This window comes from Pseudomonas orientalis, from assembly GCF_001439815.1.
Lineage (GTDB): Bacteria > Pseudomonadota > Gammaproteobacteria > Pseudomonadales > Pseudomonadaceae > Aquipseudomonas > Aquipseudomonas orientalis.
The window spans coordinates 122,683-149,523 of the sequence record NZ_JYLM01000001.1 but is presented as its reverse complement, the minus strand read 5'-3'; the positions used below and the strand labels follow the sequence as shown (position 1 = coordinate 149,523).

At 61.7% G+C, this 26,841-nt stretch carries 18 protein-coding genes and 1 other RNA gene; 6 read left to right on the top strand and 13 right to left on the bottom strand.

Annotated features, from left to right (window positions below; genetic code table 11):
- Window positions 1-2 precede the first annotated feature (2 nt).
- Window positions 3-2,060 carry a DNA polymerase III subunit gamma/tau gene (dnaX, locus tag TU82_RS00675; protein ID WP_057721227.1) on the bottom strand — a complete coding sequence of 686 codons (2,058 nt, stop codon included), beginning with the start codon at window positions 2,058-2,060 and terminating at the stop codon, window positions 3-5.
- A gap of 132 nt (window positions 2,061-2,192) precedes the next feature.
- Window positions 2,193-3,092 carry a DMT family transporter gene (locus TU82_RS00670; protein ID WP_057721226.1) on the bottom strand — a complete coding sequence of 300 codons (900 nt, stop codon included), beginning with the start codon at window positions 3,090-3,092 and terminating at the stop codon, window positions 2,193-2,195.
- Window positions 3,093-3,194: 102 nt separating this feature from the next.
- Here TU82_RS00670 and TU82_RS00665 point away from each other — a divergent pair, with 102 nt between their 5' ends.
- Window positions 3,195-4,058: a LysR family transcriptional regulator gene (locus tag TU82_RS00665; protein ID WP_057721225.1), complete on the top strand. Its 864-nt coding sequence runs from the start codon at window positions 3,195-3,197 to the stop codon at window positions 4,056-4,058.
- Window positions 4,059-4,232: 174 nt separating this feature from the next.
- Here TU82_RS00665 and TU82_RS00660 read toward each other — a convergent pair whose 3' ends face one another.
- The 9 genes from TU82_RS00660 to TU82_RS00620 form a co-directional block, all read right to left on the bottom strand.
- Window positions 4,233-4,823 (bottom strand): hypothetical protein, encoded by a 591-nt coding sequence (locus tag TU82_RS00660; RefSeq protein ID WP_057721224.1) that lies wholly within the window; start codon window positions 4,821-4,823, stop codon window positions 4,233-4,235.
- A 1-nt stretch (window position 4,824) separates the two neighbouring features.
- A complete protein-coding gene (locus tag TU82_RS00655) occupies window positions 4,825-5,871 on the bottom strand; it encodes an N-acetylmuramidase family protein (RefSeq protein ID WP_057721223.1) in 1,047 nt (348 codons plus the stop codon).
- Between the two features lie 152 nt (window positions 5,872-6,023).
- Window positions 6,024-7,985, bottom strand: a complete 1,962-nt coding sequence (locus tag TU82_RS00650; RefSeq protein ID WP_057721222.1) for an AAA family ATPase — start codon at window positions 7,983-7,985, stop codon at window positions 6,024-6,026.
- 147 nt (window positions 7,986-8,132) lie between these two features.
- Window positions 8,133-8,229, bottom strand: an RNA gene (gene ffs / locus TU82_RS27435) — signal recognition particle sRNA small type.
- A gap of 269 nt (window positions 8,230-8,498) precedes the next feature.
- The gene (locus TU82_RS00640; RefSeq protein WP_057721220.1) at window positions 8,499-9,665 is read right to left on the bottom strand and encodes a zinc-binding metallopeptidase family protein; all 1,167 of its coding nucleotides are present in this window, start codon (window positions 9,663-9,665) and stop codon (window positions 8,499-8,501) included.
- A 135-nt stretch (window positions 9,666-9,800) separates the two neighbouring features.
- A complete protein-coding gene (gene ligA / locus TU82_RS00635) occupies window positions 9,801-12,158 on the bottom strand; it encodes an NAD-dependent DNA ligase LigA (protein ID WP_057721219.1) in 2,358 nt (785 codons plus the stop codon).
- Window positions 12,159-12,244: 86 nt separating this feature from the next.
- Window positions 12,245-13,108 carry a cell division protein ZipA gene (zipA, locus tag TU82_RS00630; RefSeq protein ID WP_057721218.1) on the bottom strand — a complete coding sequence of 288 codons (864 nt, stop codon included), beginning with the start codon at window positions 13,106-13,108 and terminating at the stop codon, window positions 12,245-12,247.
- Window positions 13,109-13,366: 258 nt separating this feature from the next.
- A complete protein-coding gene (gene smc, locus TU82_RS00625) occupies window positions 13,367-16,855 on the bottom strand; it encodes a chromosome segregation protein SMC (RefSeq protein WP_057721217.1) in 3,489 nt (1,162 codons plus the stop codon).
- 2 nt (window positions 16,856-16,857) lie between these two features.
- Window positions 16,858-17,517, bottom strand: a complete 660-nt coding sequence (locus TU82_RS00620) for a GntR family transcriptional regulator (RefSeq protein ID WP_057721216.1) — start codon at window positions 17,515-17,517, stop codon at window positions 16,858-16,860.
- 280 nt (window positions 17,518-17,797) lie between these two features.
- On the opposite strand from TU82_RS00620, the gene xdhA reads away from it, so the two are divergent.
- The 4 genes from xdhA to guaD all read left to right on the top strand — a co-directional run bounded on the left by xdhA (window position 17,798) and on the right by guaD (window position 23,909).
- Window positions 17,798-19,246, top strand: a complete 1,449-nt coding sequence (gene xdhA / locus TU82_RS00615; protein ID WP_057721215.1) for a xanthine dehydrogenase small subunit — start codon at window positions 17,798-17,800, stop codon at window positions 19,244-19,246.
- The gene (xdhB, locus tag TU82_RS00610; protein ID WP_057721214.1) at window positions 19,239-21,638 is read left to right on the top strand and encodes a xanthine dehydrogenase molybdopterin binding subunit; all 2,400 of its coding nucleotides are present in this window, start codon (window positions 19,239-19,241) and stop codon (window positions 21,636-21,638) included. The genes xdhA and xdhB overlap by 8 nt, the downstream gene beginning before the upstream one ends.
- A 116-nt stretch (window positions 21,639-21,754) precedes the next feature.
- On the top strand, window positions 21,755-22,597 hold the full coding sequence (gene xdhC, locus TU82_RS00605; RefSeq protein ID WP_057721213.1) for a xanthine dehydrogenase accessory protein XdhC: 843 nt from the start codon (window positions 21,755-21,757) through the stop codon (window positions 22,595-22,597).
- Between the two features lie 7 nt (window positions 22,598-22,604).
- On the top strand, window positions 22,605-23,909 hold the full coding sequence (gene guaD / locus TU82_RS00600; protein WP_057721885.1) for a guanine deaminase: 1,305 nt from the start codon (window positions 22,605-22,607) through the stop codon (window positions 23,907-23,909).
- 141 nt (window positions 23,910-24,050) lie between these two features.
- Here guaD and TU82_RS00595 read toward each other — a convergent pair whose 3' ends face one another.
- Window positions 24,051-24,815 (bottom strand): GntR family transcriptional regulator, encoded by a 765-nt coding sequence (locus TU82_RS00595; protein ID WP_057721212.1) that lies wholly within the window; start codon window positions 24,813-24,815, stop codon window positions 24,051-24,053.
- A 341-nt stretch (window positions 24,816-25,156) separates the two neighbouring features.
- Between TU82_RS00595 and TU82_RS00590 the strand changes: the two genes are divergently transcribed.
- On the top strand, window positions 25,157-26,347 hold the full coding sequence (locus TU82_RS00590) for a benzoate/H(+) symporter BenE family transporter (protein WP_057721211.1): 1,191 nt from the start codon (window positions 25,157-25,159) through the stop codon (window positions 26,345-26,347).
- Window positions 26,348-26,384: 37 nt separating this feature from the next.
- On the opposite strand, the gene TU82_RS00585 is transcribed toward TU82_RS00590, so the two are convergent.
- Window positions 26,385-26,729 carry a YggL family protein gene (locus TU82_RS00585; protein ID WP_057721210.1) on the bottom strand — a complete coding sequence of 115 codons (345 nt, stop codon included), beginning with the start codon at window positions 26,727-26,729 and terminating at the stop codon, window positions 26,385-26,387.
- Window positions 26,730-26,841 lie beyond the last annotated feature (112 nt).

Here is a 26,841-nt window from a genome sequence, read left to right as displayed (position 1 = left end):
GTTCATGACGCCTGGGGCGCCGGGGCTTCGACAGGTTCAATAGTATCGTGACGGACGACCGCACCGAACTGCTGCATCATTTGCTGGATAAGCGGATCAGCCTGGATCGACGCCTCGGCATCGCGTTGGCGGTTCAGGCGCCGACGGGTCGCAGCCTGGGCCGGGGTTTCCTGCTCGGGCTTGATCAGCTCGATGGCGATGGTCAGCGTGCGCCCATGGTACTGGTTGAGCGCGTCGTTGAGCCGGCGCTGCTGGGTGGCATTGAACAAGGCGCTGTGGGCCGGGTCCAGGTGCAGCAGCCAGTGGTCGCCGTCGATGGCAATCAATGTGCAGTTGGCGGCGATACTGCCGGTCATGCCGGAGATCGGCAACTTTGGAAACAATTCCAGCCATTGCAGGGCCAGGCCGGTGGCCGGGGCGGCGGCGGGCTCCACCTCAGGCTCGGGGGCCGGCTCGGCAGTGTGTTCGCTGGCGAGTTCGTCCAGGTAGCTGTAGGCCGAATCCATGTCCGGCTCGATGTAGTCTTCGTCCAGCGGCGGTTCGTCGTCGAGGTCGATGCCGGGCGTGGCAGCCTCGACCTGGGCCACGGTCGGCTCCGGCACCGGCGCCGATACCCACTCCGGCGCATCCGGCACCACGCTGTCCGGGGTCGGCGCGGGCATTGGCGTCAGTTCGGGCTGCTCGCCGGTGGTGTCCAGTACCGGCTCCACGGCGGGCTGTTGCTCGGGCTCGACGGGCGGTTCAACCGGGTCGTTCCAGGGCAGATCGACCACCGGGGCGACTTGCGGTTCAGGCTCAGCCTCGATCACCGCTTCAGGCTCGGCCACCGGGGCAGCAACCACCGGCTCGGCAACCGCCGCGGGCGCAACCTCCACTGGCGCAACCACCGCCGCGCCAGCCACTGGTTTGGCGGAATCAGCTGTGGCCTGGCTGATCCCCACTGGCTTTAGCGGCTGTCTCGGCGCATCCGCCGAGTCGGCGGGCCGGAAGGCCAGCATGCGCAGCAGGACCATCTCGAAGCCCCCGCGCGGGTCCGGCGCCAGGGGCAGGTCGCGACGGCCGATCAGGCCCATCTGGTAATAAAACTGCACGTCTTCGGCCGGCAGCGCCTGGGCCAGCGTCAACACGCGGTCGCGGTCACCATGGCCGTTGTCGACCGCCTCGGGCAATGCCTGGGCGATGGCGACGCGGTGCAGCACGTTGAGGATTTCCGAGAGCACGCCATTCCAATCCGGCCCCTGCTCCGACAAGTGGCGCACGGCTTCGAGCAACGCCTTGGCGTCGCCCTCGATCAGCGCGTGCAGCACGTCGAACACCTGGCCGTGATCCAGGGTGCCGAGCATGGCACGCACATCGGCGGCCATAACCTTGCCTTCACCAAAGGCGATGGCCTGGTCGGTGAGGCTCATGGCATCGCGCATCGAGCCATCGGCGGCGCGGCCCAGCAGCCACAGCGCGTCGTCTTCGAACGGGACGTTCTCAACGCCCAGCACGTGGCTCAGATGCTCGACCACCCGCTCGGGGGTCATGTTCTTCAGGGAAAATTGCAGGCACCGCGACAAAATCGTCGCAGGAAGTTTCTGCGGGTCGGTGGTGGCCAGGATGAATTTGACGTAGGGCGGCGGCTCTTCCAGGGTTTTCAACAGCGCGTTGAAGGAATGGCTGGACAGCATGTGCACTTCGTCGATCAGGTAGACCTTGAAGCGGCCACGGCTCGGTGCGTACTGCACGTTGTCGAGCAACTCGCGGGTGTCTTCGACCTTGGTGCGGCTCGCGGCGTCGATCTCGATCAGGTCGACGAAACGCCCTTCGTCGATCTCGCGGCACACCGAACAGGTGCCGCACGGTGTCGAGGTGATCCCGGTTTCACAATTCAGGCATTTGGCAATGATGCGCGCAATCGTGGTCTTGCCCACCCCGCGGGTACCGGTGAACAGGTAGGCGTGGTGCAGCCGCTGGCTGTCCAAGGCATTGATCAGAGCCTTGAGCACATGGGTCTGGCCGACCATTTCGCGGAACGAGCGCGGACGCCATTTACGTGCAAGAACCTGATAACTCATCGAAAACCGTCGCAACTGGGAAGCGGAAGCCGGTAATGCTAGCGGAGCAAGGGGGAAATTGCATCCGGCACGCTCGTCTTATCTGACTAAGCGCGCCTCGAAGGCCTGAACCCGCAGCGCCAATCGAGGTGATTATCCGGCTGTAGGCCGCAAAGAACGCACCCAACGCGCCTCCAGTCCGATAGCGGCGACACTGGCCAACACCATCAGCCCGCCCAGCACCACCTGCTGAGTGATGCGTTCGCCCAGCAGCAGCGCCGCCAGGATCATCGCCACGGGTGGAATCAGGTACATCGCCACCGAAGCGCGGCTGACCTCGACATGCTTGAGCACGAAACCCCAGCCCAGATAAGCCAGGGCACTGGGGAAAATACCGAGCACCAGCACCGCCATGTTGTCCGGCAGCGCTGCCTGTGCCACCGCAGCGGGCAGGCCCGGCAGGTTCACGCACAGCATCAAGGTGCCCGACCAGACCATATAGCAGGCCAGCGTCAGCGGGCTGTAGCGGTGGGCGTAATGTCTCAGCACAGCGAAATACACACTCCAGGACAGGGCCGCCAGCAGGATCAGCAAGCCGCGTGGATCCATGTCAGCCATGCCATGATCGCCCCGGATCACCACCAACACACCACACAACCCCAACAGCACACATCCCCAGCGCCAGGCGCTGACCCGTTCCTTCAAGCAGAAAAACGCAATCAGTACGCTGAACAGCGGCGCCGACTGCGCCAGCACGCTGGACGCCGAGGCGCTCACCCATTGCTGGCCGCTATTGAGGCTGGTGTGGTGCAGGAACACCCCGAAAAAACCCAGCACCAGCAGCCACGGCATATCACGCAGGCGCGGCCGGCCGATGCCCGCGACCAGTGCCACCGCGCCCATGCACACCGACGCGACCAGGAACCGCAGCAGCGCCAGTTGACCAGGGCTGTAGCTGTGCAAGCCGATGTGCACGCCAATCGGTGAATACGCCCAACAAAGGATGACGACGGCAACGACTAGCGTAAGCTTTACGGGAGAGGGGGCATTCATCGACGGCATCCGGGGACTGGGAAGGAATGCCGTCAGTCTTGGCCCGCGCCAGGCGCAGCACAATTAAGCGTTTCTGACTTCTGAGATCACTGGAACTGAGCAATGGAACTGGCCCAACTGAAAATGGTGCGAGCCGTGGCGCAAACCGGCAGCGTGGCCCAGGCCGCCCTGCAATTGCACTGCGTACCGTCCAACATCACCACGCGAATCAAGCAACTGGAAAGCGAGTTGGGCACGCCGTTGTTCATTCGTGCCGGACGCGGGCTGGCGATCAGCGCCGCCGGGGAAATCTTCCTGGATTATTGCGATCGCATCCTGGCACTGGTGGAGGAATCCAAACGCGCGGTGGATGCCAACGCGACGCCTCGCGGTACCTTGCGCATCGGCGCGGTGGAGTCCAGCGCCAGCGGGCGCCTGCCGCCGCTATTGGCCGAATACCACCGGCGCTACCCTGAGGTCAGCCTGGAACTGGTCACCGGCGCCTGGGCGCAACTGCTGGACGACCTGCAGCACCATCGGCTCGATGTGGCGCTGGTGGCCGCCAGTGGCAAACACCCGAAACTGGAACACAGCGTGGTTTACAGCGAACGCCTGGTATTGATCGCCAGCGCATCCAGCGCCCCTATCAACAACGCCGAAGACCTGGCCGGCCGCACATTATTGGTGTGGCCGCCAGGCTGCCCCTACCGCGCGGCCCTGGAAAACTGGCTCAAGCCCCATGACATCAAACCGGCGATTGCCAGCTATGCCAGTTGGGGCACGATCATCGGTTGCGTCAGTGCGGGGATTGGCGTGGCGTTGGCACCTGAGGGTATTCTGGCGCGCTATGAGCAGGTCAATCAGCTGACGTCGTATCGCTTTGAAGCGCTGGCGCCCGTGGACAACCTGCTGTTCTGGCACACGGACACCCAACGGCACCTGGCAAGGGACGCGTTCGCCGGACTGCTGCGCGAAACCTTCGGCTGACACAGTCCAAAATGTGGGAGGGGCAAGCCCCATGCCAGTCTGTAGGAGCGAGCTTGCTCGCGAAAAACGTCAACGATAACGCGTGCTTCCTGAATGAACGCGGTGCCTGTGAGTTTTTCGCGAGCAAGCTCGCTCCTACAGACTGGCATTAGGGCAAGCCCCCTCCCACATTTTTTAGATCTTCGGTGCAGTCAACCGTGCGTATTGGTCCTGGCTGATCCAGCCGGTGAACGAACGCTCGTCAGCATTGATAAATTCCACCTGCGCCCAGCCGTCCTTGAACGCCAGTACGCCCACCACATCATTCCTGACGATGTAGGGACGCTTTGTCGCCTTGGCGCCCGGCGTTTTCAACAGGTAGGCCTTTTCGGCCGCTACCGTCACCAGGCCGATCCATTTTTTCCGGGCGGTCTGGCTCAACTCCAGACCCGTAGCGATGTCCGGCATCAACACATTGATACAACCTGGATGCTGGCGACCTTGCTCCACGGTCAGGGTCACGCCGTCGGCCGCTGCCGCCACACTGCCGGGATAAGCCACATCGCGCCAGGTGGTCAGCGCCTCGGGCTTGCCCTGCAAAAAGAAGCTGCACCCTCGTGTCACGCCCTCGCCCATCGCCTCCGAGTAGAATCCCTCGACCTGCTGCTGCGGTGTCACCGCCAGCATCAGCCCTTCGTACTTGCCCGACTGCAACGCGCCAGGCCCTGCAAACGCAGGCACCACCACGCATAACGACAACACACCCATCGCCAGAAATCGCATCATCTTATTTCTTCCCTTCCAGGACGTCGTAGGCCTGCTTCATCAGCACGTCGTAGTTGCCGTAGTCCTCACCGTTATAGTTGCGCGCCATGGCGGTAAAGTCCTTGTTTTTCATGGCCGTCATCAACGCGGTATTTTTGCCGCACAGGCTCAGATAAGCCTTGAGTTGATTGCCGGCATTGATCTTCAAGGCCGCCACGAACTCGAACACGGTTTTGAATCCGCAAGACGCGAAGTTGAACCCCATGATCTGGAACATGCCCCACGAAGCCGACAGCAACGCCGCTTCCTGATCCAGCGCAAACGCCGTGGCCATGGTTTCCCAGGCCTTGACCTGGTCCTTGTTGTTGGTCTGCCACTGCGGGCCGGCTTTTTTCTTGTAGATGTACGACAGCAACGGGTGCGACTGGTCGTAGATGTGCTTGGTGTATTTGCGAAATTGATGGCCTTCGAAGGCGATGATCGGCAATTTGGCCGGCCCGAAGCCCACCTTCCCGCCCGACTCGATGGTGGCGAACGCCTTGATGACATTCACCGAGATCCCGTTGCCCAACTGCTTGGCGGCATTCTGAAAGTCCGTGTCGCTGAGCGTCATGCCGCCATCGCAGGTGGACTGCATCATCAACTGCCGGTTACGCCGCTCGGCCTCGATCACCGCACGCACCTGGTTCAGGTAGACATTGACGGTGGCCTGCACCGCATCGGCATTGTTATTGCCGAAGGCGTTGAGAAAGCTCGGAATGCGCATCGCCGGGAAGGCCGTCACCGGCACCTTCAACGCCTCTTCGATCAAGCTGTTGAAGGTACGACCGGTAGGGTCGATTACGCCATCGGGGTGGGCGTACTTGAGATGACGGAACTGGTACTGGCTGATGCACTGCACCAATTGGCCGTCGCACTTGCCGTTTTCGGGCAGGGCGAACCCCAGCTTGGGAATGATCAGGTTGAACAAGTACTGGATGCACTGAACATCGGCGGGCAAGTTGCGGGCTTTACCGGGCGTGCCGACCGAGGCACTGATAAGACGAGGCAACCCTTGCAGGCTTTTCATGACAGACATCCTTGTGAGGTAAAGAAGCGATTGCGCTTCGAAGTTCACGCCCTTGTCATACTCTGAAACAAGTGGCCGGCGGAAGCTAACAAGGTGCCTTGAGGTTGTCCAGAGAGGCTTTCGAAAGTTGTGAATCAGCCAGAGCAAATCACTCAGTAGCCATGCACTTCACGGGTTTTCTGGTACTGGTGGTAGTCGATCCATTCGACTACGTCATAGGGCAGATAAAGCTGCACCATGGCGCGGGAGATCGCGATGTACACCTCGCACAAGCGCTGATCGAATGCATAGGCGTCCTGGAATTTCACATTGGTGAGCAGCTCGGGCGTGAGCAGCACCCGTTCGAATTCCATGCCGCCGGCGTCTTGCGCCAGCATCAATAAACAGCGCTCACCCGGGTGGCCGCTGAGCCGGTTCAAGCGTGTCACGTCGGCCACGTTGAAGCCTTTTTCCAGCTTGGCCTCGACCCACAGAAATGCTTCATCGAACCGGCACGCATCGCGCACCTGCTGCCAGTCGGCCATGTCGCTGAAAAACGGATGAGGTCCACGGTCGCTGTACTCGCTGCCATAGAATTCGGGCTTGAACAACGCGATGACGGTTTCCATGAAGTACTTGAGATCCTGCTGCGCCTCATTGCTGGCAAACGTACAGGCACAACGCTCTTCGCTCAGTTGAATGAGCCACTTCATGGTGTCCCAGTGGGACGCGGTCAACACCACGCACCCCGGTGGCGGCACAAAGCCCTGGGGATACAGCTCGATACCCACGTCCGCATCCCGTGCGCCCTCGAAGAGTACCTTGCTTTTCTGCGAGTGCCGGCTGATCAGCGGATTGACCAGGCGCTCGACATTGCGCCCGGAGCGCACCGAATAGCTCACATCCGTGTGGCGAACCTCACGGGCGCGCTTGACCGGCAACCCGCTGGCCTGCTGATACTCGTCGCCCAGGGTGATCAGCACCTGGCGCCCGCGCTCGATGATTTGCAGCAGGGGCGCCGGAATGTCCTGGCTCTCGTCAATCAGCACATGGGTATAGCGCTCAGGCACCACTCTGCCCGCGAGGCTGGCGCGCTTGATCATCAACAACGCTTCAAACCCGGTGTGACTGCTCCAGGCCGGATTCGCCTCAAGGTAGGTCCATAACCGGCTGGAATATTCGACAAGTACCTTGGCATCGACGCTGGACAGCGCTTGCTTGAAGTGCGGCAGATGCTTGGCCGACAGGCTGTAATCCCAGGAGCCGCAGTAGTTTTCAAGCACCTTGAGGCAGATATCCAGCAGCGCCTGCCCTTCCAGATGGCGAAAACCGAAGATGTTCAGTTCCTGCGCCAGCGTCTGCTTGCTCGGGACGCGCCCTTGGGTATTCAGCGGCTGCGGCCTTGGGCCATGTAATAAGGCGTGGGCAAACTCATGAAAGGTTTGCCCCGCCTTTCTCTCCCGTACGCCCACCATGCGCGCGCGCAGGGTTTCCAGCTTTGCCGGTGTACGGGCCAGCAACAAGGTCTTCTCGGGTCGCAGATGCTCCATCAGCGCCACCAGCAGGTGACTCTTGCCAATGCCCGCGTACCCTTGGACATGCAAGTCTTCGTTCAGGTTGGCGCGAAAGGTGCGGACCAGCTTGTCCTGCTCGGCGCTCAACCAGCGCTCGCGGTGCCTGGGCGTGACCATCTGCTGGCGGAAGGGATTGTTGGCCTTGAGGTGACGGACTTTGTACTCGACGTCCCATTGGCCGTCGGGCAATAAATACTCTCGCGCCAGGACTTCATCCGCTAAAAGAAAACGCAACTTCAGGCTCTTGACCACATTGAGGCCGAAGTACAGCTTGCGCGGGTCAAACAGCCGTTGGGCCTCCGACAGCAAGCTGACGGCGGCTGAATGCCGGCCCTGCGCCGCCCAGCCAATAAGCTTGGCCAGCACCCTTTCAGCGCCCACCGCACTCAACTCGTGTTCCGGCATTTGCGCCAGATTCTGGATAACCAGCAGCGCCGCCAGCTCCGGCTCACTCAGGGCTACCAGCGCATCCGTGCCGTCAGCGCCCAACAAACCCGCACAGGTTTCATCGGTGATCGGCAAGAACACGGGGCTGGATAAATCAAAATGTTCCGAGTGCATACAGCCTCGTAGCCAGGGGGAGAGACGCTTGGGAGTATGCCACTAGTCGTGGAATGGTCGTCATGCACTGTGCACTAAGCATCACAGATGACTGGCTTGATCGTTGGATTTTGAGGGGTGTCACAGGAGGGAGCGTTATGGAGGCAACCCCACCAGCCACACCCCGGCACACAATGTTCCCGCTGTGGCTGCTGCCTTCCGGCTCTGACCAGGTTCACGGGTAATCGTTGCGGGGGGACCGATGGGGTCACCATAACGACGCTGGCCTCTCGGCAAGCGGGGCCATTGTACCGATCTCATCGGAAGTTACAACCGTAAAAAATGAGAAGCTTCAAGTACTTGCCATGGCCTTCAACGATGACGCTCTCCCAATCACTCTGTAGGAGCGAGCTTGCTCGCGAAAAACGTCAACGATAACGCGTGCTTTCTGAATGAACGCGGTGCGTGTGAATTTTTCGCGAGCAAGCTCGCTCCTACAGGCTGGCATTAGGGCTTGCCCCTCCCACATTTTCATCATTGTGCCTGTAGCACCGCATCCGCCCTGCCGCCCTCTTCCTGGATGACCAGGTGGATAAAGTGCAACTTGGCTATCACCGCAGGCGGCAGCACGAAGGGGTAGAAATCCGGCTGGCCCATGGCGCGGGACAATTCGTTGAGCATGCCGGCCAGTTCGATCCAGGCGTTGACGAAGGAGAGGAATGCCGCCCCGCCAGGGTGTTCGGGGTCGTACAAGGTGGCCGGGGGAAACGGCTGGTAATCCAGGTCCATCTCCCGAGCGCTCATGCCAAACCCCAGGGCGGTGTCCACCGCGTCCATCATGTGCAGGTAATGGGCCCAGGTCTCGGCCCAGTCTTCCCAGGGGTGCATGGTGGCGTAGGCGCTGACGCAGGTTTGCTGCCAGTCCGGGCGTGGGCCGTTCTGGTAATGCTGGTCGAGCGCGTCGGCGTAACTGGCGCGCTCGTCGCCGAACAGGTTGCGAAACGGCTCGAGCCAGTGGCTGCCAGCGACCAGGCGATCCCAGTAATAGTGGCCGACCTCATGGCGAAAGTGTCCGAGCAAGGTGCGGTAGGGCTCGCGCATCTGTACGCGAACCTTTTCACGATGGGCGTCGTCGGCCTCCTTGATATCGAGGGTGATCAGGCCATTGGCGTGTCCGGTCGTGGGTGCATTGCCTTGCAGGTCGATGCCGACGAAGTCGAACGCCAGGCCAGTGTCTTCGTTGACGCTCTTGGGCACCACCTGCAGGCCCAGGCTGATCAGTTGCGCCACCAGCCGGCGCTTGGCGGTTTCCACCTTGCGCCAGCGCTCGGAATTTTCCGCGATGGACAGATCAGGGATGGTGCGGTTCAGGCTGCACGCCACGCACAGGGCCGAGGTGCTGTGCGCCGGGATCAACCAGTTGCAGGCGGCCGGGGTCTGAAGGTTGGCGCAGCGGCGAAAGGCGCCGGCGTCGAGGTTGTCGTCCATCAGCCAGGTGTCGGTGACGGGGCCGGGTTGCAGTGAAGACAAGCGGCTTTGCTGCGGGTGGTAGCCCAGCAGCGCCGAGCAGGCCAGGCACTGGCTGTTGCGAAAGAACAAGGATTGGCCGCAGCGGCATTGCCATACCTTGCTGTTGCGCGAGGATCCGGCCATGAACGGTGCGGCGATGCGCGTGCTGAGTTGCTCGAAGTAGCGGAACATGGCGATCTCTCCCTGGGGTGACTGAGACTAGATCATTTACCGCGCAGGATCGTTCCCACGCTCCGCGTCATGCCTTGGAAGAGCGGACGCGGAGCGTCCAGGGCGGCATTCCCACGCGGAGCGTGGGAACGATCATCAGACTAGGATGTTGTACTTGGCGAGGAAGGCGACGAAGGCCTCTTCGTCGAGCACCTTGAGCCCCAGTTCGCTGGCCTTGGCCAGTTTGGAACCGGCACCCGGCCCGGCCACCACGCAGTGGGTCTTGGCCGAAACGGAACCGGCCACCTTGGCACCCAGGCTTTCGAGCTTGTCCTTGGCCACATCGCGGCTCATCAATTCCAGGGAGCCCGTCAGCACCCAGGTATGCCCGGCTTCCGGCAGGCCTTCGACAACCTTTTTCTCGCTCTGCCAGTGCATGCCGAAGTCCTTGAGCTGCTGCTCGATGGCCAGGGCGCGGTTGGCGTTGTCTTCGCTATCAAAAAAGTCGCGCACGGCCTTGGCCTGCTTCTCGGGCAGGGCCTGGCGCATGTCCAGCCAGTCGGCCTTGATCACGCCGTCGAGGCTGCCGAACTTGTCCGCCAGTTTCTGCGCCGCGCCCGGTCCCACGGAGGGCACGTGCAGCTTGTCGAGCAGGCCGCCCAACGTGGTGCTGGCAGCGAACTCGGGGCTCAGGTCGCCCTGCTCCTGCAATTGCAGAGCGCATTGGTCGGGCGACAGCAGCGCGCCGATCACGTCCTGGTTATGGCTGTCTTCAAAGAAGCTGTGGATTTCGTGCGCCACTTCCAGGCCCACGTCCGGCAAGTACGTCAGCACTTCCGGCAGCGCCTTCTGCACGCGCTCCAGGGAAGCCAGGGAGCGCGCCAGCACCTTGGCGGTCTCCTCGCCCACATCGGGAATGCCCAGGGCGTAGATAAACCGTGCCAGGGTCGGCGTCTTGCTGTTTTCGATAGCGGCGATCAGCTTTTTGCTGGAAATATCGGCGAAGCCTTCCAGGTCGATGATCTGCTCGTACTTGAGTGTGTAAAGGTCGGCTGGCGAGCCGATGAGTTTTTCATCCACCAGTTGCTCGATGGTCTTGTCGCCCAGGCCGTCGATGTCCATGGCGCGGCGCGAGACGAAATGAATGATCGCCTGCTTGAGCTGCGCGCCACAGGCCAGGCGCCCGACGCAGCGGTACACCGCACCCTCGCTGACGGTTTCCTTGCCCTTGCTGCGCTTGACCAGCTGCGTGCGTTCCACATGGGAGCCGCACACCGGACAGCTTTCGGGGATCTGCACGGCGCGTGCGTGTTCCGGACGACGCTCGGTGACCACCGACACCACTTGCGGGATCACATCCCCGGCACGGCGGATGATCACCGTGTCGCCGATCATCAGGCCCAGGCGCGCCACTTCGTCCATGTTGTGCAAGGTGGCATTGGACACGGTCACGCCGGCGACCTTGACCGGTTTCAAACGTGCCACGGGCGTGACGGCGCCGGTGCGGCCGACCTGGAACTCTACGTCGAGCAACTCGGTCAGTTCTTCCATGGCCGGGAATTTATGCGCAATGGCCCAACGCGGCTCTCGGGCGCGGAAACCCAGTTCGCGCTGGGCGGCGATGCTGTTGACCTTGAACACCACCCCGTCGATCTCGTACGACAGGCTGTTGCGCCGCTCGCCGATGTCGCGGTAGTAGTCCAGGCATTCCTGAATGCCCTTGGCCAGTTTCAGTTCATGACTGATCGGCATGCCCCACTTCTGCAACTGCTTCAGGTTGCCGATATGGGTGTCACTGATGTCCGCCGTCACCTGGCCGATGCCATAGCAGCAGAATTCCAGCGGGCGGCTGGCGGTGATCTTCGAATCCAGTTGGCGCAGGCTGCCGGCGGCCGCGTTGCGCGGGTTGGCGAAGGTCTTGCCGCCGACTTCCAGCTGCGAGGCGTTCAGGCGCTCGAACCCGGCCTTGGACATGAACACTTCACCGCGCACTTCCAGGGTGGCCGGCCAGCCGCTGCCGTGCAGCTTCAACGGGATGTTGCGCACGGTGCGCACATTGACGCTGATGTCTTCGCCGGTAGTCCCATCGCCACGGGTGGCGCCGCGCACCAGTTCGCCGTCCTGGTACAGCAGGCTGACCGCCAGGCCGTCCAGCTTCGGCTCGCAACTGTATTCGACGCTGGCGAACAGGTCGCCGGCCGGCAGATCCAGACCCTCGGTCACCCGGCGGTCGAATTCCAGCATCGTCGCTTCATCAAAGGCATTGCCCAGGCTGAGCATCGGGATTTCATGCCTGACTTGAGTGAACGCCGACAGCGCCGCGCTGCCGACCCGCTGCGTCGGCGAATCACGCGTGACCAGTTCCGGATGTTCGGCCTCCAAGGCCTTGAGCTCATGGAACAAGCGGTCGTACTCGACGTCCGGAATGCTCGGCTCATCGAGGACGTGATAGCGGTAATTGTGCTGATCCAGTTCAGCGCGCAGTTCGAGGATGCGGGTATGGGCGGCGGTCATGGTGTTCTCTCAAAAAGCAAAAGAGCAGCCGAAGCTGCTCCAATGGTAGTGCGCTTATTCTATCCGACAACGCCGAGGCGCAATCCTCAGCGTTTTTGTGTCAGGGCGCGACGCTCGAACTCGACGATGCGCTGACGGTAGTGCTCGATGGTCTGGGCGGTAAGGACGCTGCGCTGATCGTCCTTGAGCTCGCCGTTGAGTTCCTGGGACAGCTTGCGGGCAGCGGCCACCATCACGTCGAACGCTTGCTTGGGGTGACGCGGGCCTGGCAGACCGAGGAAGAAACTGACCGCCGGGGTGCTGAACAGATCGATGTCGTCCAGATCGAAGGTGCCCGGCTTGACCGCGTTGGCCATGGAGAACAGTACTTCGCCATTCCCGGCCATGCTTTCGTGACGGTGGAAAATATCCATCTCGCCGAAGCGCAGGCCGCTCTCGAGAATATTCTGCAACAGGGCCGGGCCTTTGAAGCCACCGGCATCGCGGCAGATTACACTGATCACCAGCACTTCTTCGGCCGCCGGCTGATCGTTGACCGACTGGCGCGATGGGGTCTTGCCGCCGTTTTCATCCGGAAAATCATCGTCGCGGCTGCTGAAGCTCGGGCCTTCGTCAACGCCCAGGTTCAGGTCGCCCTGATGCGGCTCGGCCACGCCGGCACTGCCGCGCTTGCCACGTTTGGACGACGGCTCACGGGCTTCACGCACCGGCGCGCTCATCGACGGCAAGTCGTGCTCGTCCAATTGCGGTTCCTTGTGGGTATCCAGCACACGGGGCGGCCCCAGCAGCTCGGCGCTGCCGTCGTCGTCGGGCAAGTTGGACAGGTTTCGGTCCAGGCGGAATTTAAGCTTGCCCTTGCCGCCGCGCATGCGGCGCCAGCCATCAAAAAGAATACCGGCAATGACAATAATGCCGATGACGATCAGCCACTCGCGCAGACCGATTTCCATGTAATCCCGTGCCTCTAATAAAAAATGCTGAAAAATAAGGGGTTTAGCACCGTGCAAACCGCTTTAAAACGTGGCGCCAACTCTATGTTCTGACTGACGTTTTGCCCACGCATACGAAAAATTGACATTAAACTAGCACGACCAAAGATAACTTTACACCGTCTGTCAAAATGCCTTGAACAAATATGTCCATTTGCCACTTTTCCCAGACCGGTAAACCATCCTACGGCGTGCCGTAAAATTCCTTCCTGACAGACCTCAGGATTCCACCATCGCCATCGCTTCTTCCACATCCACCGCCACCAGACGCGAACAGCCCGGTTCATGCATCGTCACGCCCATCAACTGATCGGCCATTTCCATGGCGATCTTGTTGTGGGTGATATAGATGAACTGCACGGTCTGGGACATCTCCTTGACCAGCCGAGCGTAGCGTCCAACGTTAGCGTCATCCAGCGGTGCGTCAACTTCGTCGAGCATGCAGAACGGCGCCGGATTCAGCTTGAAGATGGCAAATACCAGCGCCAGGGCCGTCAGGGCCTTTTCGCCGCCGGACAACAAATGGATGGTGCTGTTCTTCTTGCCCGGTGGCCGCGCCATGATCGTTACCCCTGTATCGAGTAGATCTTCGCCCGTCAGTTCCAAGTAGGCACTGCCACCACCGAAAACTTTTGGGAATAACGCCTGTAAACCGCCATTAATCTGATCAAAGGTATCCTTGAAGCGGTTGCGGGTTTCCTTGTCGATCTTGCGAATGACGTTTTCCAGGGTGTCCAGCGCTTCGACCAGGTCGGCGTTCTGGGCATCCAGGTAACACTTGCGCTCGGACTGCTGCTGGTACTCGTCGATGGCGGCGAGGTTGATCGCACCGAGTCGCTGGATACGCGCGGCAATGCGCTCGAGTTCTTCTTCGGCGTCTTTCTCGTTGGCCTCGGCGGTCAGCGTGTTGAGTACGCCGTGCAGGTCATAGCCGTCTTCGAGCAATTGGTCCTGCAAGGTCTTGCGACGCACGGTCAGGGCTTGCCACTCCATGCGCTGCTGTTCGAGCTGACCGCGAATCAGCTGGGATTGCTGTTCGGCCGTGGTACGGCGCTTTTCAGCGTCGCGCAGTTCGCGATCGGCGTCCTCCAGGGCGATCTGCGCGGTCTTGAGTTCTTCGTCGACGCTCATGCGCTTGTCGAGCAACTCTTCAAGCTTGAGGCGCAGCTCTTCCAGCGGCGCTTCGCCCTCCTCCAGGTTGAGGCTCAACTGCTCGCGCTTTTCGGTGAGGCGTTCCGATTGCATCTCCAGGCGTTCAAGGGCCTGGGCCGTAGACGTGTGCTGGGCGCGCAGGGAGCCGAGGCGCACCGCCAACTGATGCGCGTGATCCTTGTGCTGGCGCGCTTCCTGGCGCACGCGGTCGAGGCGTTCACGCAGGCTGTCGCGCCGGGCCAGCAGCAGTTCGCGCTGCTCGGTATCCAGGGCCATGCTGTCGAGGGCTTCCTGCAGCAGCAGGCGCGCTTCTCCGATCTGTTCATGTTCCAGCGCACGCTGTTCGCCCATTTCGGCGACTTCTTCGTCAAGGCGGGTGCGGCGCAGGGTCAGTTGCTCGACCTTGGCCTTGCTCGCTGACAGTTGCGCCTTCAATTCGCCTTGCTGGCGCGCTTCGTCCTGCAACAGGCGGCGCAGGTGCTCGCGACCGGTCTCTTGCTGGCGCTGGGTGGCGCGCAGGGTTTGCAGTTCGGTTTCCAGGCTTTCGAGGGTCGCCTCGCGCTCTTCACGCTCGGCGCTGAGGTTGATGATTTCCTGGCCACGGGCCAATACGCCGCTCTCGGCCTCACTGGCACGGCGTACCCGCAGGAAGTGGCGGCCGACCCAGTAGCCGTCGCGGCTGATCAGGCTTTCGCCGGCCGCTAACTGGCCGCGTTGGGCCAGGGCCTGCTCAAGTGACTCGACCGGCTTGACCTGGCCCAGCCACGGCGACAGGTCAATCGCCGCCTCGACCTTGTCCAGCAGGCTGCCCGGCACCCGCGTGCCATCGGCTGCGGGACTGAGCAGGCGCAGGTCGCCCTGGGTGAAACCGGCGAGGTCAAAGCCGCCAAAATCGTCCACCAGCACGGCTTGCAGGTCGGCGCCCAGCACGGTTTCCACGGCCAGCTCCCAACCGGCCTCGACCTTCAAGCCTTCGGCCAGGCGCGGGCGCTCGGCCAGGTGCTGGTCGCGCAGCCATTCGGCGGTGCCGGTGCCGGGGTCCAACGCCGCTTGCTGGAGGGCCTCAAGGGATGCCAAGCGCCCGTTGAGCCGCTGCAAATCACCCTGGGCCTGTTGCTGCGCCTGGGTCGCGGTTTGCAATTGCTGGCGCAGTTGCTCGAGGCGCTCCACTTGCTGCTCTTCGCTGGCCTCAAGCTCTTCGAGAGTCATTTCACTTTCGGCCAGTTGCTCGCTCAACTGCATGATCGCCGCATCTTCCGGGTCGGCGGCGAGCAACACGCGCTCTTCCTGCAGGCGGCGCTGGCGTTCAGCCAGGCGTTCCATGCTGGTTTCCAGTTGCTGGATACGCGATTGCTGCACCTCGGCCTGGCGCCGCGGTTCGGCGGATGTGAGGTTGAACGTGTCCCACTGTTCCTGCCAGCCGTGCATGCCGGTTTCGGCTTCTTCAAGGGCGGCCGCCGCTTCTTCGGCGGCGGCGCTGGTGATTTCCTGCTCGGGGGTGAGCATGTCCAGCTCTTCGCCCAGGGTCAGCAGCAAGGTGCGGTCGTGGCCCAGGTGCGACTCGGTCTCCAGGCGTGCGCGTTCGGCTTCCTTCAGATCGTCCTGCAACTGACGCAGGCGTTGCTGGCCGTGCTGGATGCTCTGTTCGACGCGGGCGATGTCGCCGCCCACCGAATAGAAGCGGCCCTGCACCAGATTGAAGCGCTCGGACAGTTCATGGTGCCCGTCGCGCAGGCGTTCGATGCTGGCATCGGCGTTGCGCTGCTCGGCCACCAGCGCTTCAAAGCTGACTTCCTGGGTGCCGATGATCGCTTCGCGCTGGCCGACCTGGTCGTTCAGCGCCTGCCAGCGCAGGGCCGACAGCTGTGCCTTGAGCTGGCGCTCTTCGGCCTTGTATTCCTGATACTTCTCGGCGGCCTGGGCCTGGCGGTGCAGGCGCTCCAACTGGCGCTCCAGCTCTTCGCGCAGGTCGGTCAGGCGGGCGAGGTTTTCGTGGGTGCGGCGAATGCGGTTTTCGGTCTCGCGGCGGCGCTCCTTGTATTTGGAGATACCGGCCGCTTCCTCGATAAAGTTGCGCAGGTCTTCGGGCTTGGCTTCGATCAGCTTGGAGATCATGCCCTGCTCGATGATCGAATAGCTGCGCGGGCCCAGGCCTGTGCCGAGGAAAATATCGGTGATGTCGCGTCGACGGCATTTGGTGCCGTTGAGGAAGTAACTGTTCTGGCTGTCGCGCGTAACCTTGCGGCGGATGGAGATTTCCGCGTAGGCCGCGTATTCGCCAATCAAGGTGCCGTCGGAGTTGTCGAACACCAACTCGATACTGGCCTGGCTCACCGGCTTGCGACTGGTGGAGCCGTTGAAGATGACGTCGGTCATCGACTCGCCACGCAGATTTTTCGCCGAGCTCTCGCCCATCACCCAGCGCACGGCGTCGATGATGTTCGACTTGCCGCAGCCATTGGGCCCGACCACCGCCGCCATGTTACTGGGGAAGTTCACCGTGGTCGGGTCGACGAAGGATTTGAACCCCGCCAGTTTGATGCACTTGAGCCGCACGTTTAGGCGTCCGCCAACGCGGCGATCACCAGCGAGCTGCTGCGCTGGCAGTAGGCCGACAGCACCTGGCGGATCTGCGCCAGGTCACGGGCCAGTACGGCAGCGAGCAATTGCTCGAATAGCGTGAGGTACTCGCTCATTTCCGCCTTGCGCTGGTCAAGGGCCAGGTAGTAGGCGCGGTTCATCGCCGGCTGCAGGTTCTCGACGGTTTCCTGCAGGTACGGGTTATTGGCGAAGGGGTACGCAGCGCGCATCACATTGAAGCTTTCTTCGACAAAGGCGCGGATGTCCTGGCGCTCGTAGCTGGCCATCAGACGCTGCTGGATCTGCAGGAAGGGCGCCATGTCGGCCTGGGTCTGCCAGCCTTCGGCCACTGCGTTGCCGAGCAGGATGTACATTTCGCCCATCAACGTGCACAGGCTCTGCACCTTGTGTGCGGTCAGTTCAGTGACATGAGCGCCACGGCGCGGCAGGATCGCGATCAGGTGCCGGCGTTCGAGGATCAGCAAGGCTTCGCGCACGGAACCACGGCTGACATTCAGCGCCAGCGTGACCTTCTGTTCCTGGATCCGCTCCCCAGGCTTGAGATCGCCGCGAATGATACGTTCGGCGAGGTGGTGAGCGATTTGCTCGGCGAGACTGTCCGGCGCCTTGAACGTCATGTTTTCCCTTCAAAATCTTCTATCGGTACAAGCGCGGCAGTGTAGCGCATTGGCCCGCTGATGGCGCTACGCCCACGGTGGCGAATTTGGCATGAAACACGCAAGCCTGAACCGCCATAAGCCCCTGAAAACACCGGTTCCAGAAGACTGAACCATAATTGAATGTGTTGTGACCGGATTTTCTTGACCTTTAGGTCAGAAAACAATTGACCGAAAAGTCAGACATGACTAGATTCGGCGCAAAGCGGTTAACAACAATAATGAATCTGCGAGGCCTTCCGTGATCCAGTTTTTACTCAACCAGGAACTCCGTAGCGAGCACGCCCTGGACCCCAACCTGACCGTGCTCAACTATTTGCGTGAGCATGTGGGCAAATCCGGTACCAAGGAAGGCTGCGCCAGCGGCGACTGCGGTGCGTGCACCGTGGTCGTCGGCGAGTTGCACCGCAACGATCAAGGCGTCGAGCAGATCCGTTATCGCAGCCTCAACTCGTGCCTGACCTTTGTCTCGTCGCTGCACGGCAAGCAACTGATCAGTGTCGAAGACCTCAAGCACCAGGGCCAACTGCACAGCGTGCAACAGGCGATGGTCGAATGCCACGGTTCACAGTGCGGCTTCTGCACCCCGGGCTTTGTGATGTCGTTGTTTGCCCTGCAAAAGAACAGCGACGCGCCCGACAGCCAGAAAGCCCACGAAGCCCTGGCCGGCAACCTGTGCCGCTGCACCGGTTACCGCCCGATTCTGGCGGCGGCCGAACAGGCCTGTTGCAACAAGCCCCAGGACCAGTTCGACAGCCGTGAAGCCCAGACCATCGCGCAGCTCAAGGCGATTGCGCCAACGCAAACCGGCGAACTCAACAGCGGCGACAAACGGTGCCTGGTGCCGTTGACCGTTGCCGACCTGGCCGATCTCTACGACGCCTATCCCCAAGCCCGCCTGCTGGCCGGCGGCACCGACCTGGCGCTGGAAGTCACCCAGTTCCATCGCACCCTGCCGGTGATGATCTACGTCGGCAACATCGAAGAAATGAAGCGCATCGACGCCTTCGATGACCGCCTGGAAATCGGCGCCGCCACCGCCCTCTCCGACTGCTACGCCGCGCTGCATCACGAATACCCCGACTTCGGCGACTTGCTGCACCGCTTTGCCTCCCTGCAGATCCGCAACCAGGGCACCCTGGGCGGCAATATCGGCAACGCCTCGCCCATTGGTGATTCGCCGCCGCTGCTGATCGCCCTCGGTGCGCAGATGGTGCTGTGCAAGGGCCAGACCCGTCGCACCCTGGCACTGGAAGACTACTTTATCGACTACCGCGTCACCGCCCGCCAGGACAGCGAATTCATCGAGAAAATCATCGTGCCCAAGGGCCACGCGCTGTTTCGCGCCTACAAGGTGTCCAAGCGCCTGGACGACGATATTTCCGCCGTTTGCGCCGCGTTCAACTTGAAGCTCGACAACGGTGTGATCCGTGACGCCCGCGTCGCCTTCGGCGGCATGGCCGCCACGCCAAAACGCGCCAAACACTGCGAAACGGTATTGATCGGCGCCACCTGGAATGCCGCCACCGTCGAGAAAGCCTGCGCCGCGCTGGCCGAGGATTTCACTCCGCTTTCGGACTTCCGCGCCAGCAAGGAATACCGCCTGCTCAGCGCGCAGAACCTGCTGCGCAAATACTTCATCGAACTGCAAACGCCGCACATCGAGACTCGGGTGACCGCTTATGTCTAACCATCATGCCGTGGTAAAAACCCAGGCCGAACTGGCCGAACTGTTTGCCCAGGACCTGACCACCGGGGTCGGCCGCAGCGTCAAGCATGACAGCGCCGCCAAGCATGTCAGCGGTGAAGCGCAGTACATCGACGACCGCCTCGAATTTCCCAACCAGTTGCACCTGTATGCGCGCCTGTCCGACCGCGCCCACGCGAAAATCCTCAGCATCGACACGGCGCCCTGCTACGCCTTCGATGGCGTGCGCATTGTGATCACCCACGAAGACGTACCGGGCCTGAAAGACATCGGCCCGTTGATGCCCGGCGATCCGCTGCTGGCCATCGATACCGTGCAGTTTGTGGGCCAGGTGCTGCTGGCCGTGGCCGCCCGCGATCTTGAGACCGCGCGCAAAGCGGCGATGGCGGCGGTGATCGAATACGAAGACCTGGAGCCGGTACTGGATGTGGTCGAGGCGTTTCGCAACAAACACTTTGTGCTCGACAGCCACACGCACCAACGCGGCGATTCGGCGTCTGCGCTGGCGAGTGCCAAGCACCGTATTCAGGGCACGCTGCATATCGGCGGCCAGGAACACTTCTACCTGGAAACCCAGATCTCTTCGGTAATGCCCACCGAAGACGGTGGCATGATCGTCTATTGCTCCACGCAAAACCCCACCGAGGTGCAGAAGCTGGTGGCCGAAGTGCTCGACGTGTCTATGAACAAGATCGTGGTCGACATGCGTCGCATGGGCGGTGGTTTCGGCGGCAAGGAAACCCAGGCCGCCAGCCCGGCCTGCCTGTGCGCGGTGGTGGCGCGCCTAACCGGCCAGCCGACCAAGATGCGCCTGCCGCGTGTGGAAGACATGCTGATGACCGGCAAGCGCCACCCTTTCTATATCGAATATGACGTGGGCTTTGACGACAACGGCCGCTTGCACGGCATCAACCTGGAACTGGCCGGCAACTGCGGCTGTTCGCCGGACCTGTCCAACTCGATTGTCGACCGCGCGATGTTCCACGCCGATAATTCGTATTACCTGGGCGATGCCACGGTCAACGGCCATCGCTGCAAGACCAACACCGCGTCCAACACCGCCTATCGCGGCTTCGGCGGCCCCCAGGGCATGGTCGCCATCGAGGAAGTGATGGACGCCATTGCCCGCCACCTGGCGCTGGATCCGTTGGCCGTGCGCAAGGCCAACTACTACGGCAAGACCGAGCGCAACGTCACCCACTACTACCAGACCGTCGAGCACAACATGCTCGAAGAAATGACCGCCGAACTGGAAGCCAGCAGCCAATACGCCGAGCGCCGCGAAGCGATTCGTTTATACAACGCCCACAGCCCGATCCTGAAAAAAGGCCTGGCGCTGACCCCGGTCAAGTTCGGTATTTCGTTCACCGCGAGCTTCCTCAACCAGGCCGGCGCGCTCATCCATATCTACACCGACGGCAGCATTCACCTGAACCATGGCGGCACCGAGATGGGCCAGGGCCTGAACACCAAGGTCGCCCAGGTGGTGGCCGAAGTGTTCCAGGTCGACATCGACCGCGTGCAGATCACCGCCACCAACACCGACAAAGTGCCGAACACTTCGCCAACCGCGGCCTCCAGCGGTGCCGACCTGAACGGTAAGGCCGCGCAGAACGCCGCCGAAACCATCAAGCAGCGCCTGGTGGAATTTGCCGCGCGCAAGTACGACGTCAGCGAAGCGGATGTGCAATTTCGCAACGGCCATGTGCGCGTGCGTGAGCAGATACTGAGCTTCGAGGCGCTGATCCAGCAGGCGTATTTCGCCCAGGTCTCGCTGTCGAGCACCGGCTTCTACAAGACCCCGAAGATCTTCTACGACCGCAGCCAGTCGCGCGGACGGCCGTTCTACTACTTCGCGTTCGGCGCGGCCTGCTGCGAAGTGATCGTCGACACCCTGACCGGCGAATACAAGATGCTGCGCACCGACATCCTCCATGACGTGGGCGCCTCGCTTAACCCGGCCATCGACATCGGCCAGGTCGAAGGCGGGTTTATCCAGGGCATGGGCTGGCTGACCATGGAAGAGCTGGTGTGGAACAGCAAAGGCAAGCTCATGACCAACGGTCCGGCCAGCTACAAGATCCCGGCGGTGGCCGACATGCCGCTGGACCTGCGGGTGAAGCTGGTGGAAAACCGCAAGAACCCGGAAGACACGGTGTTCCATTCCAAGGCCGTGGGTGAGCCGCCGTTCATGCTCGGGATCGCCTCGTGGTGCGCGATCAAGGACGCCGTGGCGAGTCTGGCTGACTATCGCCAGCAGCCGAAGATCGACGCGCCGGCCACGCCAGAGCGGGTGTTGTGGGGGTGTGAGCAGATGCGCAGGTTGAGCGCCGCTGTAGCTGTGGATACCGAAACCGAGTTGGCTTCGCTCTAGACCGAGGCGCTGCCATCGGGGGCAAGCCCCCTCCCACATTTTGAACTGTGAATACATTCAAGTGTGGGAGGGGGCTTGCCCCGATGACGGCCTGACAGACACCACAAGAGGTGACTATGAACAACTGGATCAGCGCCCTCGCCGACCTGCAGAACCAGGGCGAGCCCTGCGTACTGGTGACCATCATCGAAGAGCTCGGCTCCACGCCGCGCAATGCCGGCTCCAAAATGGTGATCAGCGCCGCCCACACCTTCGACACCATCGGCGGAGGGCACCTGGAATACAAGGCGATGCAGATCGCCCGTGAGATGCTCGCCCGTGGCCAGCAGAACACCCATCTGGAGCGCTTCAGCCTCGGCGCCAGCCTGGGCCAGTGCTGCGGCGGCGTGACGGTGCTGCTGTTCGAACCGATGGGCCAGGTGCAGGCGCAGATCGCGGTATTCGGCGCAGGCCATGTCGGGCGGGCGCTGGTGCCGTTGCTGGCGAGCCTGCCGTGCCGGGTGCGCTGGATCGATTCCCGTGAGCAGGAATTCCCGCAGAACATCCCGCAAGGCGTGCGTAAAATCGTCAGCGAAGAGCCGGTCGACGAAATCGCCGACTTGCCGGTGGGCAGTTACTGCATCGTCATGACCCACAACCACGCGCTGGACCTGCAACTCACCGCCGCCCTGCTCAAGCGCAATGATTTTGCCTACTTCGGCCTGATCGGCTCGAAAACCAAGCGCGTGAAATTCGAACACCGCCTGCGCGACCGCGGCTTCGACACCGCGCAACTGCAACGCATGCGCTGCCCCATGGGCCTCACCGAGGTGAAGGGCAAATTGCCGGTGGAAATCGCCATTTCCATCGCCGGCGAAATCATCGCCACCTATAACGCCAATTTCGGCCAGCACACCGCCAGCGCCGAACCCATTGCCAAATTGCTGCCGGTGTCACGCCGCAGCCAAGCTATCAATTGAGATGACCATGCCTTTGACCCGCAAAGCCTACCGCGCCGCCATTCTGCACAGCCTCGATGACCCTGCCGTCGTGGGCATCGAAGCGTCCTACGAGTATTTCGAAGACGGCCTGCTGGTGATCGATAACGGCCAGATCAGTGCGCTCGGCCACGCCAGCGACCTGCTGCCGACACTGCCCGCTGACATCGACATTACTCACTACCAGGACGCCTTGATCACCCCCGGCCTGATCGACACCCACATCCACCTGCCGCAGACCGGCATGGTCGGCGCCTATGGCGAGCAGTTGCTGGACTGGCTCAACACCTACACCTTCCCCTGTGAAAGCCAGTTCGCCGACAAGGCCCACGCCGAGGAAGTCGCGGACATCTTCATCAAGGAACTGCTGCGCAACGGCACCACCACCGCGCTGGTGTTCGGCAGCGTGCACCCGCAGTCGGTGAACGCATTCTTTGAAGCCGCCGAAAAACTCGACCTGCGCATGATTGCCGGCAAGGTGATGATGGACCGCAATGCGCCGGAATATCTGACCGACACGCCGCAATCCAGCTACCAGCAAAGCAAGGCGCTGATCGAGCGCTGGCACGGCAAGGGCCGCCTGCATTACGCGGTGACGCCACGCTTCGCCCCCACCAGCACGCCGGAGCAACTGGCGCTGGCCGGGCAATTGCTGGGCGAGTACCCGGACCTGTACATGCAGACCCACATCAGTGAGAACAAGCAGGAAGTCGAATGGGTGAAGGCGCTGTTCCCCGAGCGCGACGGCTATCTGGACGTGTACGACCATTACAAACTGCTCGGCGAACGCTCCGTTTTTGCCCATGGCGTGCACCTGTGCGACGACGAGTGCGCACGGCTGGCCGAGACCGGCTCGGCCGTGGCGTTCTGCCCGACGTCGAACCTGTTCCTCGGCAGCGGCCTGTTCAACCTGCCGATGGCCGAGAAGCACAAACTGAATGTCGGCCTGGGCACCGACGTGGGCGGCGGTACCAGCTTCTCGCTGCTGCAAACCCTGAATGAAGCCTACAAGGTCATGCAGTTGCAGGGCGCGCGATTGAGCCCGTTCAAGTCGCTGTACCTGGCGACCCTGGGCGGTGCGCGGGCGTTGCGCCTGGAAGACAGGATCGGCACCTTGCAGCCGGGCACGGATGCGGACTTTCTGGTGCTGGACTACAACGCCACGCCGCTGCTCAGCTATCGCTTGAAGCAGGCCAATAACATTGCCGAGACGTTGTTTGTGTTGATGACACTGGGGGATGATCGGGCGGTGATGCAGACCTATGCGGCCGGCAATCTGGTGCATCAACGCTGATCCCAGCCACAACACAAATCAAAAAATGTGGGAGGGGGCTTGCCCCCGATTGCGGTGTATCAGCCAACCTATTTGTGACTGACACACTGCTATCGGGGGCAAGCCCCCTCCCACCTTTTTATTCCCGGTGTGTCGGGGAAATTACAACTTTACAGACGAGCGCCCCGCCTTTTTGGTCTGCAACAGATGCGAGAACACTGCATGCAAATCATCCGACGCACTCTCCTCATCGAGGTTGAGCTTGCTGTCGATGTGATCCATGTGATGCATCATCAGATCCACCGCGAGTACCGCATCCCGGGCTTCGATCGCGTCGATCAACTGGGTGTGTTCATCGTAGGAACAGTGCGAGCGGTTGCCGCTTTCGTACTGGGCGATGATCAATGAGGTCTGGGACACCAGGCTGCGCTGGAAGCTGATCAGCGGCGCGTTCTTCGCCGCCTCGGCCAGCTTCAGGTGGAATTCGCCGGAGAGGCGAATGCCGGCACCACGGTCCCCCCGGGAGAAACTGTCGCGTTCATCGTTGACCATCTGGCGCAATTCGGCCAGTTGCTCGGCGGTGGCGTGCTGCACCGCCAACTCGGTGATCGCGCGCTCCACCAGACGCCGCGCCATGAACACCTGCCGGGCCTCCTCGACGCTCGGGCTGGCGACGACCGCGCCACGGTTGGGCCGCAGCAACACCACGCCTTCATGGGCCAGGCGCGACAATGCGCGGCGAATGATGGTGCGGCTCACGCCGAAGATTTCGCCCAGTGCCTCTTCACTCAATTTGGTACCGGGTGCCAGGCGTTGTTCGAGGATAGCTTCGAAGATATGCGCGTAGACGATATCGTCCTGGGTTCCGCTGCGACCGGTCTTGCCGGCTCGCGGTTGTTTCTTGAGAGGTTGCAACTGTTCGTTCATGGGCACTCGGGTTTGGAGAACGGCGGCGAAATAAGGTAATACGGCAACAACGGTACGCTGGCAAGTATCACCTGAAAACAGGGCACATTGTACACAACCCACTGCGCCAACACACTGTACGGCTGTTTGCGGCGCCGGCTGTATTGCAATGGGTCGTTACGTTTGAGTTTAGGCTTGATTCCACGATTTCCCATGAACGACATCCCACTGTAGGAGCGAGCTTGCTCGCGAAGAACCCAAGGGCGCCGCGTTTAATCTGATTGCCCGCGTTATCGTTGGCGATTTTCGCGAGCAAGCTCGCTCCTACAGCGTGCGGAGTCAGGTAAAAGGAACACCTTTCCATGACCGACGCCATCCAAGCGCCGTTACGCCCGCTGGCCGACACGTCACCTTCGGCCGTCGTCGCCGGTTTCATCGCGATGATGACCGGTTACACCAGCTCGCTGGTGCTGATGTTCCAGGCCGGCCAGGCCGCCGGTTTGACCACGGCGCAGATTTCCTCGTGGATCTGGGCGATTTCCATCGGCATGGCGGTGTGCAGCATCGGCCTGTCCCTGCGCTACCGCACGCCGATCACCATCGCCTGGTCCACACCCGGCGCGGCGCTGTTGATCACGAGCCTGGGCGGGGTCAGTTACGGCGAGGCCATCGGTGCCTACATCACCTGCGCGGTACTGGTGACGATCTGCGGGCTGACCGGCAGCTTTGAAAAACTGGTCAAGCGCATCCCCGCCTCACTGGCGGCGGCGTTGCTGGCGGGGATTCTGTTCAAGATCGGCAGTGAAATCTTCGTCGCCGCGCAGCATCGCACCGGCCTGGTGCTGGGGATGTTTTTCACTTACCTGATCATCAAGCGCCTGTCGCCGCGTTATGCGGTGCTGGCCGCGCTGGTGAGCGGCACCCTGCTGTCGGGCTTGATGGGGCTGCTGGATTTCAGCGGCTTTCATCTGGAAGTCGCGACACCGGTGTGGACCACGCCGCACTTCTCGCTGGCGGCGACCATCAGCATCGGCATCCCGCTGTTCGTGGTGGCGATGACCTCGCAGAACATGCCGGGGGTCGCCGTGCTGCGCGCCGACGGCTACACCGTGCCGGCCTCGCCACTGATCACCACCACAGGCCTGGCCTCGCTGGTGCTGGCGCCCTTTGGCTCCCACGGCATCAACCTGGCGGCCATCAGCGCGGCGATCTGCACCGGGCCGCATGCTCATGAAGACCGCAACAAGCGCTACACCGCAGCCGTCTGGTGCGGGGTGTTCTACGGGATTGCCGGAGTCTTCGGCGCCACGTTGGCGGCACTGTTCGCGGCATTGCCCAAGGAACTGGTGCTGTCGATTGCGGCATTGGCGTTGTTTGGCTCGATCATCAATGGGCTGAGCATCGCCATGAATGAGCCCAAGGAACGGGAAGCGGCGCTGATCACCTTCATGGTCACGGCGTCAGGCCTGACGTTGTTTTCCATCGGTTCGGCGTTCTGGGGAATTGTGGCGGGAGTGTTGACGCTGCTGATCCTGAACGGACGCAAGGCATAAAAAAACGGCGACCCTCAGGTCGCCGTTTTGTTTGGTATCACTTGGCCGCGTTGATCGGCTTTTCCGGATACCACACGTCCAGCAACGGGCTGACTTCAGCCTTGGTCAGCTCGGAACGGGTTTTCAGCCAGGCCTCAACGGCAGCACGCTGCTCTTCGTTGACCGAGCCGCGCTTCTGCAGGCAAACCAGACCGTAGTCATCGCCGCCGACATAACCCAGACCGTTGGCTTCCATGGCTTCTTTGATGAATGCTTCGAGGAAAGCGTCGATAGCTTCTTCACTCAGGCCTTCTTTGAAGTCCAGGTTCAGTTCGAAACCCAGCTCTTGAAATTCATCAACGCACAGTTTTTTGCGCAGACGCTGGGAACGGTTAGTCGCCATTGGAACAATCCTCTTAAGTAATAACGGCCGGCACTTTAGCAGTTTAAGGCGGCGATTGCCCGACTCTCTGGGACGGGCGGCGCTTTGCCGATAAAAAAACCCGGATTACCCG

What these genes read in the sequence shown, in the direction of transcription:
- dnaX (WP_057721227.1), bottom strand. Translation starts at nt 2,060, where the DNA reads ATGAGTTATCAGGTTCTTGCACGTAAATGGCGTCCGCGCTCGTTCCGC.
- TU82_RS00670 (WP_057721226.1), bottom strand. Translation starts at nt 3,092, where the DNA reads ATGAATGCCCCCTCTCCCGTAAAGCTTACGCTAGTCGTTGCCGTCGTC.
- TU82_RS00665 (WP_057721225.1), top strand. Translation starts at nt 3,195, where the DNA reads ATGGAACTGGCCCAACTGAAAATGGTGCGAGCCGTGGCGCAAACCGGC.
- TU82_RS00660 (WP_057721224.1), bottom strand. Translation starts at nt 4,823, where the DNA reads ATGATGCGATTTCTGGCGATGGGTGTGTTGTCGTTATGCGTGGTGGTG.
- TU82_RS00655 (WP_057721223.1), bottom strand. Translation starts at nt 5,871, where the DNA reads ATGAAAAGCCTGCAAGGGTTGCCTCGTCTTATCAGTGCCTCGGTCGGC.
- TU82_RS00650 (WP_057721222.1), bottom strand. Translation starts at nt 7,985, where the DNA reads ATGCACTCGGAACATTTTGATTTATCCAGCCCCGTGTTCTTGCCGATC.
- TU82_RS00640 (WP_057721220.1), bottom strand. Translation starts at nt 9,665, where the DNA reads ATGTTCCGCTACTTCGAGCAACTCAGCACGCGCATCGCCGCACCGTTC.
- ligA (WP_057721219.1), bottom strand. Translation starts at nt 12,158, where the DNA reads ATGACCGCCGCCCATACCCGCATCCTCGAACTGCGCGCTGAACTGGAT.
- zipA (WP_057721218.1), bottom strand. Translation starts at nt 13,108, where the DNA reads ATGGAAATCGGTCTGCGCGAGTGGCTGATCGTCATCGGCATTATTGTC.
- TU82_RS00620 (WP_057721216.1), bottom strand. Translation starts at nt 17,517, where the DNA reads ATGACGTTCAAGGCGCCGGACAGTCTCGCCGAGCAAATCGCTCACCAC.
- xdhB (WP_057721214.1), top strand. Translation starts at nt 19,239, where the DNA reads ATGTCTAACCATCATGCCGTGGTAAAAACCCAGGCCGAACTGGCCGAA.
- xdhC (WP_057721213.1), top strand. Translation starts at nt 21,755, where the DNA reads ATGAACAACTGGATCAGCGCCCTCGCCGACCTGCAGAACCAGGGCGAG.
- guaD (WP_057721885.1), top strand. Translation starts at nt 22,605, where the DNA reads ATGCCTTTGACCCGCAAAGCCTACCGCGCCGCCATTCTGCACAGCCTC.
- TU82_RS00595 (WP_057721212.1), bottom strand. Translation starts at nt 24,815, where the DNA reads ATGAACGAACAGTTGCAACCTCTCAAGAAACAACCGCGAGCCGGCAAG.
- TU82_RS00590 (WP_057721211.1), top strand. Translation starts at nt 25,157, where the DNA reads ATGACCGACGCCATCCAAGCGCCGTTACGCCCGCTGGCCGACACGTCA.
- TU82_RS00585 (WP_057721210.1), bottom strand. Translation starts at nt 26,729, where the DNA reads ATGGCGACTAACCGTTCCCAGCGTCTGCGCAAAAAACTGTGCGTTGAT.